Genomic DNA, 14,204 nt, shown 5'->3' with positions numbered 1-14,204 from the left:
GCGCGCATATTCTTGTCGAGCCTGTCCAGCCGCCCTAAATGACAGAAAAATGGCGTTTCGGAAAACCGGTATCTCGTATCCTGCTCCGAAGACCAAGGGAAAATGCAGGAATGCGAGACTGAATGCCGAACACAGCCGTCAATTTCGCCGCCATCCTCAGCGGGATGCCGCAGCCTTATCTGGTACTCGATCCCAATCTTCACATCGTCGCCGCAAGCGACAGCTATCTCGCGGTGACCTCGCGAACCCGCGAGGATATCGTGGGCCGCCACATCCTCGAAGCGTTCCCGGAAAATCCGGAAGAGGCGGGCACCGTTGAGCAAGGTCCTCTGGAGGTTTCCTTGCGTCACGTCCTGGCGACCGGCAAGCCGCATGAGATGGCTGTCATTCAGTACGATATTCCCCGCCTCGGTGGCGGGTTTTCGCAGAAGTTCTGGACGCCGATCCACACACCTGTCCCTGGCGATGACGGAAAGGTCGCGTTCATCATCCAAAATCCCATGGATGTGACGGAGAGCGTGCTGCGCAGTCGCGAAGCAGACGCCCGGCTGCGGGTTGCTCTGCACGCTGCCGATCTTGCATCCTGGGAATACGAGCCCGACACGGACATCTGGCGCAGAAGCCACGCGGTCGACGAGCTGTTCGGGTTTAGGATCGGCGAGGCAGGTGCAGTCGCAGCACCCTTTTTCGCCCGGATCCATACGGATGATTTGAGTACCGTCAAGGCGGCGATGCATGGCGCAATGGACTGCCCCGACCAGACAGCCATGAACTTTGATTATCGCATTTCCCTTCCGAGTGGTGGGATCAGGCACGTTGCATCGCGTGGCGAGATATTGCGCACGTCCAGTGGCAGGGTCAGGATGATAGGCGTTCTCATGGATGTGACGGCCGATCGCGAGCGGGAGACTGAGCTTGAGAATGCGTTGAGGCAGCAGGAATTATTGCTTGCTGAAGTCAATCACCGGGTAAAAAACAGTCTGCAGCTCGTTATCAGTACCCTGCGACTGCAAGCACGTCGCCTTCATTTCCCGGTAACGGTCGGCGCCTTTGAAGAAGCCATCTCCAGGGTCCGGGCGATTGTATCGGTTCACGAACGGCTGTATCGCACGGGAAACGTGTTGACCGTCGATATGGCCAACCATCTGCGAAAACTGTGCCTCGATATTGTCGGCGACGATATGGCTGATAGGTTACGAGTGGAGGTCGCTCCTATCGAGCTGCCGCCTGAGCGGGCCATTCCGCTGTCGGTTATCGTCAATGAGCTTCTGGCTCACTGGATCCAGGCAACGGGCCGACAGGTTCGTATTTTTCTTCAGGAGCCAACGGACGGGCAGTTGGAGCTTCGTTTCGAAGTCGATGGGCGACCTGCGTCGAAGCCTCTCGGCGAACTGAGTGTAAAGCTGATTGCAACAATGGCTGCCCAGATCAGGGGCAGTTTCGAGGAGAGCCATGAAGGCGGCACGTACCACGCTGTTTTGCTGTTCCCAAAGGCGGAGTTCTGATGCCGTTGCGCGTGATGATCGTCGAAGACGAAATGCTCCTTGCTCTTGACCTTGAGGATATGTTGCTTGACGCCGGCTTCATGGTCGTGGGGCAAGCGACCGACATGGATCAGGCTATCGCGCTCGCCGAGAAAGCCGGGGGGCAGATTGATGTGGCGATTATGGACGTCAATCTAGCCCGCGGCTCCAACGGCGTCGAAACCGCCGGCGCTCTTCGAACGCGCTGGAATATCCCGTCTTTGTTCGTGTCCGGCAATTTGGATGAGGTGGCGCGCGCGCGGGCACAACAATGGAATCCGGTTGGCTTTGTCGGCAAGCCCTATTCTGAACGAGAGGTCCTGTCATCGCTGAATGCGTTGGCAGCCTGATGCGTCACCGATCCTCCTTGCTGAACCAGCCGATGGGCTTTATTCCCGACTGATCGATTTCCCACGCCAGAGATACTCAGTGACCACGACCAAAGACATGCACCAGCAGATAGTCGAAAGGCTCAGCGCGGCTCAAGCGGCGGGCGGAGTCGGAAGCTTTTCGATCGACATCACGAATGATCTCGTCACCGCCACACCGGAGTTCTCGAAACTCTACGGCTTTTCCCACGTCGCTGTAAGACCGGCAACCGATTTCGAAGCAGTTGTTCTCGCCGACGACGAAGCGATCGTGTCGCACCCAGGAACGCGCAGAGATGGGAACGCCGCGACCGAGGTAGAATATCGTGTTCGCAGGCAAGACAACGGGGAAATCCGCTGGATCGCCCGAAAGGGTGAATTCGAGCGGGATGCGAGCGGCAGTCCTGTCAGATTTATCGGTATCGCCCGTGACGTAACGTCTAGAAGGGTCGCAGAGGATAATCTGCGGAAAACGCAGGAGAAGCTCGCGCTTGCTCTGGAAGCGACCGGAGTAGGGACGTTTGACTATGATCTCGTCCATGACATCCTTGAATGGGATGACAGGTGTCGCGAGCTGTTCGGGCTTCCGGTCGGGGCTCCAGTCTCCTACGACACGTTCCTGAGCGGTTTGCATCCGGATGACCGGGACGAGATTGATGCTGCCGTCAAGGCAGCAGTCAGCGTTGAGGGCGACGGAGATTATGACGTCGCCTACCGTACGGTCGGCGTCGTGGACGGTGTTGTCCGCTGGGTCGCGGCAAAAGGCCGGACGTTTTTCGAGAATGGAACAGCGCTCCGTTTTATCGGGACAGTCCGCGATGTGACGCAGGCGCGGCTGGAAGAGATGGCGCACAGGGAGACCGAGGAGCGCTATCGTCTGGCGAGCCGGGCTACCAACGACGCGATTTGGGACTGGGATTTCTCCACGAACTTTGTGCTGTGGAACGAGGCACTGTCGAAGGCATACGGTCATGCCATCGAGGATGTGAAGCCGACAGGGGAGTGGTGGATCGAGCACATCCACCCGGACGACCGGGTCCGGATCGACCAATCCATCCATGCGGCGATCGACGGATCCAATGCGGACTGGAGCGGCGAATATCGCTTCCGCCGTGTCGACGGGACCTATGCGCCCGTGCTGGATCGCGGACATATCATTCGGAATGAGAAGGGCACCGCAATTCGCATGATCGGCGCAATGCTCGATCTTACCCGCGTGCAGGAAGCGGAAGCCGCCCTTCGGGAGAGTGAACTGCGCTATCGCAGTCTGTTTGCCTCTCTGGACGAGGGCCTTTGCATGATCGAATTTCTCGACGGTCCCAACGGACCGCTGAGTGACTACGTCCATCTCGAATATAATGATGCTTACAAGCGGCAGTCTGGTGTGCCTGACATCATCGGGAAAACAGTTCGCGAGGCCTTTCCGCAGGAGGCCGATAAATGGGTCGAGTTCTATCGCACTGTCTTGGAGACAGGGGTACCGCGGCGGCTTGAACTCGCATTTGACGAGACCAAGCGCATCCTCGATGTCGGTGCCTTCCGTGTTGAGCCGCCGAGCCGGCGCCAGATTGCGGTCATCTGTCAGGATGTCACCGCGCGCCGAAAGGCGGAACAGGCACTACAGGAGATGAACGAGACGCTCGAGCGACGCGTGGCGGAGCGAACCGCCGACCGCGACCGCATGTGGCGGCTGTCGACCGATATCATGCTTGTCGCGGACTTCTCCGCAAGGATAACTGCGGTCAATCCGGCTTGGAAATCGGTATTTGGCTGGGCGGACGATGAGTTGATCGGACGCTCCTTCATGGACCTGGTTCACCCGGACGACAGGCAGTCCACGCTCGACGAAGTGGGTAAGCTCGGGCAGGGCGTGACGACTTTCCTCTTCGAGAACCGGTACCAGGCAAGGGACGGCAGCTATCGAACAATTTCCTGGACAGCAGTGCCTGATGACGCATTCATCCATGCCGTCGGGCGTGACGTTACCGAAGAACGCGAAGCGGCGCTGGCGTTGAAAAGAACGGAAACGGCACTCCAGCAGGCGCAGAAGATGGAGGCCATCGGAAACCTCACGGGCGGTGTCGCTCACGACTTCAACAACCTTCTTCAGGTCGTCGCCGGCAACCTGCAGCTTTTGGCCAAAGACGTTTCAGGCAACGACCAGGCGCAGCGCCGGATCGGAAATGCGTTGGCTGGCGTCGACCGTGGTTCGAAGCTCGCGTCGCAACTGCTGGCCTTCGGGCGTCGACAAGCTTTGGATCCCCGCGTTCTCAACATCGGCCGCCTCGTGCGGGGTATGGACGAAATGTTGCGCCGGACGATCGGAGAGGGCGTCGAGGTCGAGACCATCGTTTCGGGCGGGCTTTGGAACACGCTCGTCGACCCGATGCAGATCGAGAACGCGATCCTCAACCTCGCAATTAATGCTCGCGACGCGATGGACGGTTTCGGCAAGCTGACAATCGAAGTCGGAAACGGCTATATCGACGATGCCTATGCGAGGCTGCACCAGGACGTGCAACCGGGGCAGTATGTTGTGTTGGCGGTCACCGACACAGGCACAGGCATGTCCCCTGACCTGATCGAAAAGGTCTTCGAGCCCTTCTTTTCGACAAAGCCGGAAGGGAAAGGGACCGGTCTTGGCCTTTCCATGGTCTATGGCTTCGTCAAACAGACCGGCGGCCACGTCAAGATCTACAGCGAGGTGGGCCACGGCACGACCATCAAAATGTATCTGCCTCGCTCAATGGGGCAGGAAGATCTTGAGGTCGTGACCCTTGATGGCCCCATTGAAGGCGGCCCCGAGACCATCCTCGTCGCTGAGGATGACGAGGGTGTGCGGGCAACCGTCGTCGAGATGCTGCAAGAACTGGGCTATCGCGTCCTCAAGGCGCCCGACGCCAGCGCTGCGCTCAGCATTTTGGAGAGTGGTATGCCAATCGACCTGCTGTTCACCGATGTCGTGATGCCCGGCCCTTTGAAAAGTGCCGAGCTTGCTCGCAAAGCGAAAGAGCGGCTCCCTCACATCGCCATCCTGTTTACATCGGGCTACACAGAAAACTCGATCGTGCATGGGGGCAGGCTCGATCCCGGTGTCCAGCTTCTATCCAAGCCCTACACACGAGAGGCGCTGGCACGAAAAATTCGCCACGTGCTCAACAACGAACAGCAAGTCGTTCAGTCGGCGAGGGGCGAGCCGAAGCCGGATCGCGCTGACAACTCTAATGACTCACCGTTTCAAGTCGGAGCTTCGTTCCTCCGCGTGCTCCTCGTAGAAGATAACGCTCTCATCCGTATGTCTGACGCAGACATGGTCGGGGATCTCGGGTACGAGGTCCTCGAAGCAGGCTCGGCGGAGGAGGCTCTGCCACTGCTGGAGACAGGTGACGTCGACATTCTTGTTACCGATCTCGGTCTGCCAGGAATGTCGGGCGAGGAGTTTTCGCGCGAGGTTCGCCGTCGGTGGCCGCAGATAGGGATCGTGTTCTCCACCGGGCAGAACATTGCACCGGACCTGGAAGATAACGCGAGAACGGCTCTACTCAGAAAACCGCATGGGCTGGATGATGTAAAAACCGCGTTGGACGCTGTTACCAGACTGCAAGATGAATAAATCCGTCGATAGCTACACCCAACAGCGAGCCCACCTGCGGTGGTCGCTTCCGGTAGACGTTGCGATCGGTTGCATGAGGGGACGGTGCGTGCGCCGAACGAGGTCGGAGCGGCGCACATGAGTATCGGAGTGAGCGTCCGCCCCAGTCAGCCGTCCAGCCGCTGCTTTAGGAACCGAGCTGCGTCCTTTGCCTGCTCTGACGAGATCGTGTGACCGACATTTGGGAAGATTTTGAGCGTGACGTCAAAACCAGCGGATTTGAGCTGTCCGCTGGCCGTCACGGATGCCGACGATGGTATGGTCCTATCGGCTCCCCCATGTATGAGCATGACGGATGTGTCGGATGACGATGATGCCGGAGGTAGCGGCATGAGGCCAGCAAAACTCACGACGGCGCCAATTTTCCAGCGTCCTGAGGTGACCGCGTCGAGTGCCACAATAGCACCCTGTGAGACGCCGACAAATGCGACGTGCTGCAAGTCGTTCTGGAAACCTTCACGTTCGATTATATCGCTGACCAACTCGTCGAAAGCACGACGCGCCGCCCGGATGCGATCCGGACGGAGGACCTGATCATCGACGGTGAACCATTGCCGTCCGCCAGACCGATGTGCAAAAGGCGCGTCTGGAGACACAAATTCTGTCTCGCGCAACGTCGCTTTCCATGACTCGCCGATCGCAGCCATGACCGAACCGCGCCCGCGTATGCCATGGAAGAATATCACCAGACGCCGGGATTGCCGGGTCTCCACCGACCCGCCATCCACATCAGCATCGCTAACGGCGGCCAGCGGAAACATCAGCGCGTTCCGACGCCATTGCCTCCATAGGATGGGACAGCGATGTCATTGCCAGAAAGAGTGCAATGGCGGATTTAAGGAAATTCCCTGAGCTCTGCTTCAACTTGCTGTCCTTGAAAAGGCCGCAACGGGCGGCAGATTTTGTCATTCGGCTGGACACGCGAAGGGCGCTCAACCCACTCGAGGGGAGCGCCCTTCAGACCCGGACAGCCACGAACGCGCGACGGTATCGTCGCAGCAGGCGGCTATCAATCGGGGTGTGAGCCTTAGATGCGGACTCGATTGCTCGATTTCAAGATCAAAGGGCCTTTGCTGTCGTCTCGAACCACTCGCGATGACGCTGCTCGTCGTGCAAAGCCTTCAGGAAGAAGGCTTTCGATTCCGGTATCGCGTCCTCGTGCCGGGAAGCCCGCTCGTAAGCCGTAACGGTATCGTCTTCGTTGGTCTTCATCGCCTTCAGGATGGCGGCATCGCCGAACAGGTCGGCCAGGGCGATCTTGCCCGTGGTCAGCATCTGCTTCATGTCACCTTCGGTCGGCGCCTCCGTGCCGATCTCGCGCGCCATTTCCTTGAGGACTTGGAGATGCTGGAGATGGTCGTCACGGAATGTGGCGACCTGCGCGCTGAGCTGCTTGTCGTCGAGACGTTCGATGACTGATTCATACGCGGCGATTGCATCGTGCTCGAGATAAATGAGGTTCGTGACGAGCTCTTCGATCTTGGATTCATTGCCGACCATGGTGACCATTGGTTTCTCCTCGTTTGAATTGGCAGGTCGCAAACCGAGGCAGCGATGATAAGTTCCCGAATTCTTGTAAGGTGACAGCCCGACGTTGTTCAGCACCGTTCGTAGAAGGCCTGGATGGTGGCGAACTCGATGCCGAGTTTCGTCAGCGAGGCGTGAGCTGTCATATGGTTCTCGTCATGGAGGAAGAACCAGTCGTTGAAGCCGAATTTCGTTTTGGAACCGTCGGCTGCGGGGACCTCCCGATGATACTTCCATTGGAAAGCATTGCCGTCCTGCCTGCCGTCGGCTGTTCCGTCGACCAGCGTCTCGCGCCCCTCGTAACGCCCATCCCCACGGTTGATGATCGTCCACGTGAGGATGTCGCGATGACCGTCCTCGAAGAGGTAAGTTTCCTTCAGCGACAGCGTGTTCGCCGATGCGTCGTAGCGTCCGTCGGCCTCGATCGTGAATCGGTTCTGAAGGTTACCCATACGGCTAAGCGTTACGCCCCATCCACGGAGCGCGCCGGAGAAGAATTTTTCAAGAATAAAAAGCGGGCGCTGGTCGGCGAAGTCTTCAATGTTCACGAGGCTTCCTCCACAGTTGAGATACGCCTTCAACCGAACCGTCGCCTTGCTTCCAGGTTCCATGCATCCCACCGTCTGGGCAAGATAATAAATCAGTACCTCGGCTTAATCAGCGAGTCTCATTTGGCAGCATTTACGCTCATGTTGTCTCTTCGAGGAAACTACCGGCCTCCACCAGCGTTTGCCTCCTTGAAACGGAGGAGGGAAGCAATGGCAGACGACAGCACGGCGACCATCCGGGCCATGTTCGACACACGTGAGGCGGCGGATCTCGCCGTCGAGCATCTGGTCCAGCAGCACGGGATTTCCCGCCCCGACATTTTTATCCAGTCGGCGTCCGATCAGAACACCACCGGCACACATTCATCTCGCGGCGATGTTGCACGCAGCGATGCGACGCATGAAGGCGTGATCGAGGTATCCGCTGATATCGCTGCAAGCAAGATGCAGGACGTCCTAAAGAGTCTAACCGATTCAGGTGCAATCCGGGTTTCGGGAAAATGATCCGACGCAGCCGGGACATCTATTTTGCGTGAGGGTTGTTCGACATGACCGACAAACTTTCCAAGTATCGTCAGAAACGGGACTTTAAGAAAACGAAGGAACCGAGTGGTGAGGTTTCGGTCAAATCCTCGAACAGACGTCGCTTTGTAATTCAAAAGCACGATGCGACGCGGCTGCATTACGATCTTCGCCTCGAGTTGGATGGAGTGTTCAAATCGTGGGCGGTCACAAAGGGGCCGTCGCTCGACCCGCACGACAAGCGATTGGCGGTCGAGGTGGAGGATCACCCCCTCGACTATGGTGACTTCGAAGGTACGATCCCGAAAGGACAGTATGGCGGCGGCACTGTCATGCTCTGGGATAGAGGTTATTGGAAACCCGAAGGATCCAAAACGCCGGAGGAAGCTCTGGCCAAAGGCGACTTCAAGTTCACGCTGGAGGGCGATCGGCTGCATGGCAGTTTTGTCCTGGTGCGCATGCGCCATGATCGCAACGGTGGCAAGCGCACAAACTGGCTGCTGATCAAGCATCACGACGAATTTTCCGTTGAGGAAAATGGCGCCGCGATCCTGGACGATAATCTGACATCCGTCGCTTCCGGACGGGAGATGGACGCGATCGCTTCCGGGAAGGGGCGCAAGCCGAAGCCATTCATGTTGAGCGCCCCAGCGATCGAAGCCGACGCGGTCTGGGACAGTAACGAGGGCCTTGCAGATGAGGAGCGCAGGGCTGGCAAGAATCTGAAGCCGAAAACAAAGCCTAAGACCTCTGGCATGCCCGACTTCATTCCACCGCAGCTATGTGAGAGCCTTGACCGCCCGCCTGCTGCGGGTGGGTGGGTTCATGAGATCAAGTTCGACGGATACCGCATCCAGATGCGTGTCGAGGATGGTGAAGTGACACTTAAGACCCGCAAGGGCCTCGACTGGACTGCCAAGTGGCCAGCGATCGCCGCTTCGGCGTCCGAACTTCCGGACAGCATCATTGATGGCGAAATCTGCGCGCTAGACGAAAACGGTGCGCCAGACTTCGCCGCGCTTCAGGCCGCCCTCTCGGAACAGAAGACCGACGACCTCGTCTTCTTCGCCTTCGACCTGCTGTTTTCCGGCGAGGATGATCTTCGCGATCTACCCTTGACCGAGCGGAAGGACCGCCTGCAGACACTGCTGTCAGACTCGGGCGACGATCCGCGGCTTCGATTTGTCGAGCATTTCGAGACCGGCGGCGATGCAGTCCTGAGGTCGGCCTGTCGCCTCTCCCTTGAAGGGATCGTCTCGAAAGAAGCCGACGCACCTTACCAGTCTGGCCGTACGGACACCTGGGCAAAATCGAAGTGCCGGGCGGGCCACGAGGTTATCATCGGCGCCTACGCTAAGACCAATGGAAAATTCCGGTCTCTGCTCGTCGGCGTTAATCGCGGCAACCACTTCGTTTATGTCGGTCGGGTCGGCACAGGCTACGGCGCCAAGGTCGTCGAGAAGCTGCTGCCAAAACTGCAGGAGCATGAAGCATCCAAGTCGCCGTTCACGGGCATTGGTGCGCCAAAGAAGAGCGCTGACATTGTCTGGCTGAAACCGGAGTTGGTCGCCGAGATCGAGTTTGCGGGCTGGACAGCCGACGGTCAGGTGCGACAGGCGGCGTTCAAGGGTCTGCGCGAGGATAAGCCGGCCGAAGAGGTCGAAGCGGAAAAGCCGGTATCGCCTGCAAAGGCCGATACGCCTCAGCCGGCAAAGGTCGCCGAAAGGCCGACCCGCCGCAAAGGGGCTAAGGCTGAGGTCATGGGTGTGATGATTTCTAGTCCGGACAAGCCTCTCTGGCCTGATGCCGGCGACAGTGAACCCGTCACGAAGGAAGACCTCGCTCACTATCATGAAGCCGTCGGTGCCTGGCTCATCGACCACGTCAAAGGCCGCCCCTGTTCCATCATTCGGGCGCCGGACGGGATAGGGGGCGAGCAATTTTTCCAGCGCCACGCCATGCCGGGGACGTCGAACCTGCTCGAACTGGTGAAGGTCTTTGGCGACAAAAAACCTTACCTGCAGGTCGACCGCATCGAGGGGCTTATCGCCATCGCTCAAATTGGTGGCCTTGAGCTCCATCCGTGGAATTGCGAGCCGGGACAGCCCGAGGTGCCTGGCCGACTTGTGTTCGACCTCGATCCTGGGCCGGACGTGCCATTTTCGGCGGTGGTGGAAGCCGCGCGCGAGATGCGGGACCGCCTCGACGAACTTGGCCTCATCAGTTTTTGCAAGACGACCGGCGGCAAGGGGCTGCACGTCGTGACGCCGCTCGCTGTGAACAAGAGGAAGCCGTTGTCCTGGGACCAGGCCAAGGGCTTTGCCCATGACGTCTGTCAACAGATGGCTGCGGAGGATCCTGACCGCTATCTGATCAAGATGACAAAAAGTCTGCGCAACGGCCGCATTTTCCTCGACTACTTGCGCAACGATCGCATGGCGACAGCGGTGGCGCCACTGTCGCCGCGCGCTCGTCCAGGCGCGACGGTCTCCATGCCGCTCACCTGGACGCAGGTGAAGACCGATCTCGACCCCAAGCGCTTCACGGTCAGAACCGTGCCTTCACTGCTTGCGAAATCATCCGCCTGGCAAGACTATTGCGATGGACAGCGCCCGCTGGAGCAGGCGATCAAGCGGCTTGGAAAGGCACGAAAGGCTGCGTGAGCAGCGGAAAACGAATGGGCGAGCGAAGCGAAAAAGAAACCCCTGTCGGCGCGACCATGGACCTTCCGCATGATCGGATGACCGTCGAGCGGTTTCGCGAGGCCTTCCCGCGCGCCCGCTGGAGCGAAAGCCGGAAGGCCTGGTTTGTGCCAGGCCGCACCGCCCAGAGGCGTATCGGCCGTTGGCCGGCGGAGATCGAGGCTGAGGCCGATGCATTTGCTGACGATAAGGGTCGTGACGCCTTCGCCTTTGATCCGATCGAAAGCCGATATCTTGAGGCTGGAAGCGCCGCTCTTCTCATCCGAACGCCCTATTCCAGGACGCTCGTGTCGGAAATCCGCGAGATCCGGGACGCCCGCTGGGATGCAGATCGTCGTCTGTGGAGCGTGCCGTATCGGTCTTACGAGGATCTTCGCAGCCGGTGGCCGGTTATCGAGGCGATCGCCGCAAGAAGCGAGCCGGAGGCTAGGAAAGAACGACGGGAAGCAATCCGCGGAACGCAAGAGGAAGAGCTCGCCAAAGCACGGAGCCGGGAGCGGCGCCGCAAGCGCTATCCCGTTCCTTCCGACCAAGTACCGCCTTTCGACCGGGCGATTTCGACCTCAATCGGCATCGTCGTCTTTGCTGCACTTGATGGGGAGTTGGCTGAAGCCGAGACGATCGAATCCTTTTATTTCTCACCCACCGCTGGCAGCGACTACCCCTGGGTCTCGTGGCGTGTCGGCACACTTGAGGAGCTTGTTACGACATGGCCCGCCAAGTCTGACCCGACGGCAGAGGAGCGCCAGCGCGGCTGGTGGCAGCCGACGCTAGACGAATTGTGCATAGCTCGACGTAAGGCTAGATCACGGGAAAAGTCCCGCCAACGCCGATTGGAGGGGGCGTCTTCGGATGAACCAACAGACAGTATTTGAGGAGTTCAGGCATCTGCAGGCGATCGCGCCCGTCGAACTTGTCGGCCTTTGGAAAGGACGTGGTATTGCGACCGGGCATCCTTTCGATGGCGTCCTCGAGAACCTCGGATGGTTCGGTAAACGCTTTGCTCCGGACCTGCGAGCCGATGCCCTACTGTTCAAATCGGGTGAGCGACGGCTGATCGCTATCAATCCGTCGCTCGTACCCGTGGGATTGGCTCTTCGCTTCCATCGCTTCGGCAGAACACGTGCGGCGCGCAATCTGTTCTCATATCTTCAACGGCGCTTGACTGCGCAGGGGCCTGTTGCGACGCTAAGGCTCTTGCCGTTCGAAGGCGTTTCAAGCGCCGCGATGGTCTATGATCATAACCCGATCGCGGACTATTTCCGCCGGATCGACGCGGACACGGTGATGGGAATGATGGTCATCAAGGGTGATGATCGCCGATTTTTCTTCGAGCTTGAACGTGTGAAGGAGGATCGTTGACGACACTTGCGAAACGGGCTTGCGCCAACCATCTATCGACTATCACCCGTTTTGATGATCGCCTGCCGCGCAGGTTTCCTGCATCGCACGGTCGTCCGGGTCGACAGGGCGCTCCCCGCAAGGGTTGAGCGCCCTGTTCATTTGGGAATGGCTCTGTCCGTCAGTTCGAAGACGGCGGCATTGTCCTGAACGTCTCGCAGCCCTTTGAACGACGCATGTCGAAGGTTGCCGTCCGCAGTCCAGCCTCTGAACTCAATCTCGGCAATGAGTGTGGGCTGGGCAAAAACAAGATTTTTGCCTTTAAGCGGGACAACAGGTCTCTTCGTCGTTAGCTCATCGAGGGTTTTGCGGAGACAGGCGGCATCCTTGGCGCTAAACCCTGTGCCAACGGACCCGACCGAGACCCAGTCGTCCCGTTTGCGAGCGGCAAGAAGCAGGCTGCCCAGTCCGCCCCGCGCGGCAGACGATTGCTCGTAACCGACGATCATGAAACTCTCGCTCTGGACGCACTTGATTTTCAGCCAGTCGCCGCTTCGCCCGGAGCGGTACGGTCGGTCACGGTGCTTCGCGATGATCCCTTCGAGGCCAAGTGAACAGGCATTGCCGAGAAGGTCGTGGCCGTCACCGCTAACTTCCTCGGAAAGCTGGATTGCTCCAACTTCCCCGTCGAGCAGGTCTTCCAGCAAATGCCGGCGGACCGATAGCTCGGTACCCGTTAGATCATGCCCGTCGAAATAGAGAAGGTCGAAGGCGAACAAAACCGCTTCCGAAGACGCGCGCTTGCCGCCGCGACCTCCGAGCGATCGCTGTAAAGCGCCAAAGTCTGACGTGCCTTGGTCGTTTAGTACGACAGCCTCGCCGTCGAGGATCGCCGTGCCAACGCCGAGTTTTTTCGCCGCCTCGGCAATCCTGGGAAAGCGGTTCGTCCAGTCATGGCCGCCCCGCGTGATCAGGCGCACCCCCTTGGGTTCGATGTGGACCGCCAGCCGGTAACCGTCCCATTTCACCTCGAATGCCCAATCATCTCCGACAGGGGGAGACGGCTTCAGCGTTGCAAGGCAAGGCTCGACGCGATCCGGCATGGGATCGAACGGCAGGTTTGGCTGTGCGGGATCACGCGGTTTGCGCGGCTTTGATTTAGCGACCTGGTCATCCTGCAGGAGGGGCTTGGCGCGGCGGCTCACTTGCTGGACCGAGTCTCGGCCGCGACCGACTTCTTCAGCGCATCCATGATGTTGATCACATTGCTCGGGCCGGGCTTTGAGGACGGTTCCTTCGATTTGCTCCGGCTGGGCTTCTTCAGGGCCTTCTTCTTGGTCTCGATCAGGTCCAGCAGATGGTCGTGGACAGGATCGACGACCATCTTCGGCGACCAGTTCTTCGTTTGCTTTTTGATCAACTGCTGAACCAGCGGCATCATGTCTGAATCCGCCTTTTCGTCGCCAACGCCCTCGAAGTAGCTGTTTTCATCGCGTACCTCATCGCCATAGCGCAGCGTCCAGAGTACGATACCCTTGTCGCGTGGCTCCAGCATGATGGCGCGCTCGCGACGAGAGATCACTAGCCTGGATATGCCCACCATTTTCTGCGCTTCCATCGCGTCACGGATGACCGAAAAGGCCTCTTGGCCGACGGGATCGTTGGGGGAGAGGTAGTAAGGTGTGTCGAGCCAGATCCATTCGATGCTGTCGCGCGGTGTGAACGTAGAGATGTCGATCGTTTTGGTGCTGTCGAGTGCGACATTCTCGAGTTCGTCGTCTTCCAGCATGATGTAGTCGTCTTCGCCGCGCTGGTAGCCTTTCACTTCGTCATCTTCCTTCACCTCTTTCCCGGTGACGGAATCGACATAGTGGCTGACGACGCGGTTCTGTGTTTGGCGGTTAAGCGTGTGGAAACGAACCTTTTCGCTTTCCGATGTCGCAGGCATCATCTGCACCGGGCATGTGACGAGCGAAAGCTTGAGGTAGCCTTTCCAGTAAGGGCGAACGGCCATGAACGTA

At 58.9% G+C, this 14,204-nt stretch carries 12 protein-coding genes; 7 read left to right on the top strand and 5 right to left on the bottom strand.

Annotated features, from left to right (window positions below; genetic code table 11):
* The first annotated feature begins 122 nt into the window (after positions 1-122).
* From DEM27_RS28045 to DEM27_RS28035, 3 genes are all read left to right on the top strand, one after another.
* Positions 123-1,505, top strand: a complete 1,383-nt coding sequence (locus DEM27_RS28045; RefSeq protein ID WP_109461557.1) for a sensor histidine kinase — start codon at positions 123-125, stop codon at positions 1,503-1,505.
* Positions 1,505-1,873, top strand: a complete 369-nt coding sequence (locus DEM27_RS28040) for a response regulator (RefSeq protein WP_109461556.1) — start codon at positions 1,505-1,507, stop codon at positions 1,871-1,873. The genes DEM27_RS28045 and DEM27_RS28040 overlap by 1 nt, the downstream gene beginning before the upstream one ends.
* A 79-nt stretch (positions 1,874-1,952) precedes the next feature.
* Positions 1,953-5,504 (top strand): PAS domain-containing protein, encoded by a 3,552-nt coding sequence (locus tag DEM27_RS28035; RefSeq protein WP_165823647.1) that lies wholly within the window; start codon positions 1,953-1,955, stop codon positions 5,502-5,504.
* A 146-nt stretch (positions 5,505-5,650) separates the two neighbouring features.
* Here the strand turns inward: DEM27_RS28035 and DEM27_RS28030 are convergent, their stop codons facing one another.
* The 3 genes from DEM27_RS28030 to DEM27_RS28020 form a co-directional block, all read right to left on the bottom strand.
* On the bottom strand, positions 5,651-6,304 hold the full coding sequence (locus DEM27_RS28030) for an alpha/beta hydrolase (protein WP_109461554.1): 654 nt from the start codon (positions 6,302-6,304) through the stop codon (positions 5,651-5,653).
* Positions 6,305-6,602: 298 nt separating this feature from the next.
* The gene (locus tag DEM27_RS28025; protein ID WP_109461553.1) at positions 6,603-7,052 is read right to left on the bottom strand and encodes a DUF2383 domain-containing protein; all 450 of its coding nucleotides are present in this window, start codon (positions 7,050-7,052) and stop codon (positions 6,603-6,605) included.
* Positions 7,053-7,141: 89 nt separating this feature from the next.
* A complete protein-coding gene (locus DEM27_RS28020; protein WP_165823645.1) occupies positions 7,142-7,618 on the bottom strand; it encodes a DUF3833 family protein in 477 nt (158 codons plus the stop codon).
* Positions 7,619-7,828: 210 nt separating this feature from the next.
* On the opposite strand from DEM27_RS28020, the gene DEM27_RS28015 reads away from it, so the two are divergent.
* The 4 genes from DEM27_RS28015 to DEM27_RS28000 are packed head-to-tail and all read left to right on the top strand — an operon-like array spanning position 7,829 to position 12,204.
* Entirely contained in the window at positions 7,829-8,122 is a 294-nt protein-coding gene (locus DEM27_RS28015) for a hypothetical protein (RefSeq protein WP_109461551.1), read from the top strand.
* A gap of 44 nt (positions 8,123-8,166) precedes the next feature.
* Positions 8,167-10,803, top strand: a complete 2,637-nt coding sequence (gene ligD / locus DEM27_RS28010) for a DNA ligase D (RefSeq protein WP_109461550.1) — start codon at positions 8,167-8,169, stop codon at positions 10,801-10,803.
* Between the two features lie 14 nt (positions 10,804-10,817).
* The gene (locus DEM27_RS28005) at positions 10,818-11,717 is read left to right on the top strand and encodes a hypothetical protein (RefSeq protein ID WP_109461549.1); all 900 of its coding nucleotides are present in this window, start codon (positions 10,818-10,820) and stop codon (positions 11,715-11,717) included.
* The gene (locus tag DEM27_RS28000) at positions 11,695-12,204 is read left to right on the top strand and encodes a DUF4334 domain-containing protein (RefSeq protein WP_109461548.1); all 510 of its coding nucleotides are present in this window, start codon (positions 11,695-11,697) and stop codon (positions 12,202-12,204) included. Before DEM27_RS28005 ends, DEM27_RS28000 begins: the two co-directional genes overlap by 23 nt.
* 137 nt (positions 12,205-12,341) lie before the next feature.
* Here the strand turns inward: DEM27_RS28000 and ligD (DEM27_RS27995) are convergent, their stop codons facing one another.
* Together ligD (DEM27_RS27995) and ku are read right to left on the bottom strand one after the other, a co-directional pair.
* The gene (ligD, locus tag DEM27_RS27995) at positions 12,342-13,388 is read right to left on the bottom strand and encodes a non-homologous end-joining DNA ligase (protein WP_109461547.1); all 1,047 of its coding nucleotides are present in this window, start codon (positions 13,386-13,388) and stop codon (positions 12,342-12,344) included.
* Positions 13,385-14,197, bottom strand: a complete 813-nt coding sequence (gene ku, locus DEM27_RS27990; protein WP_109461546.1) for a non-homologous end joining protein Ku — start codon at positions 14,195-14,197, stop codon at positions 13,385-13,387. Before ku ends, ligD (DEM27_RS27995) begins: the two co-directional genes overlap by 4 nt.
* Positions 14,198-14,204 lie beyond the last annotated feature (7 nt).

The sequence above is a fragment of the Rhizobium album genome, assembly GCF_003122325.1.
GTDB classification, from domain to species: Bacteria; Pseudomonadota; Alphaproteobacteria; order Rhizobiales; family Rhizobiaceae; genus Metarhizobium; species Metarhizobium album.
The sequence above is the reverse complement of the archived record's forward strand: the minus strand, read 5'-3'. Positions and strand labels throughout refer to the sequence as shown.

What these genes read in the sequence shown, in the direction of transcription:
- DEM27_RS28045 (WP_109461557.1), top strand. Translation starts at nt 123, where the DNA reads ATGCCGAACACAGCCGTCAATTTCGCCGCCATCCTCAGCGGGATGCCG.
- DEM27_RS28040 (WP_109461556.1), top strand. Translation starts at nt 1,505, where the DNA reads ATGCCGTTGCGCGTGATGATCGTCGAAGACGAAATGCTCCTTGCTCTT.
- DEM27_RS28030 (WP_109461554.1), bottom strand. Translation starts at nt 6,304, where the DNA reads ATGTTTCCGCTGGCCGCCGTTAGCGATGCTGATGTGGATGGCGGGTCG.
- DEM27_RS28025 (WP_109461553.1), bottom strand. Translation starts at nt 7,052, where the DNA reads ATGGTCACCATGGTCGGCAATGAATCCAAGATCGAAGAGCTCGTCACG.
- DEM27_RS28015 (WP_109461551.1), top strand. Translation starts at nt 7,829, where the DNA reads ATGGCAGACGACAGCACGGCGACCATCCGGGCCATGTTCGACACACGT.
- ligD (WP_109461550.1), top strand. Translation starts at nt 8,167, where the DNA reads ATGACCGACAAACTTTCCAAGTATCGTCAGAAACGGGACTTTAAGAAA.
- DEM27_RS28005 (WP_109461549.1), top strand. Translation starts at nt 10,818, where the DNA reads ATGGGCGAGCGAAGCGAAAAAGAAACCCCTGTCGGCGCGACCATGGAC.
- DEM27_RS28000 (WP_109461548.1), top strand. Translation starts at nt 11,695, where the DNA reads ATGAACCAACAGACAGTATTTGAGGAGTTCAGGCATCTGCAGGCGATC.
- ku (WP_109461546.1), bottom strand. Translation starts at nt 14,197, where the DNA reads ATGGCCGTTCGCCCTTACTGGAAAGGCTACCTCAAGCTTTCGCTCGTC.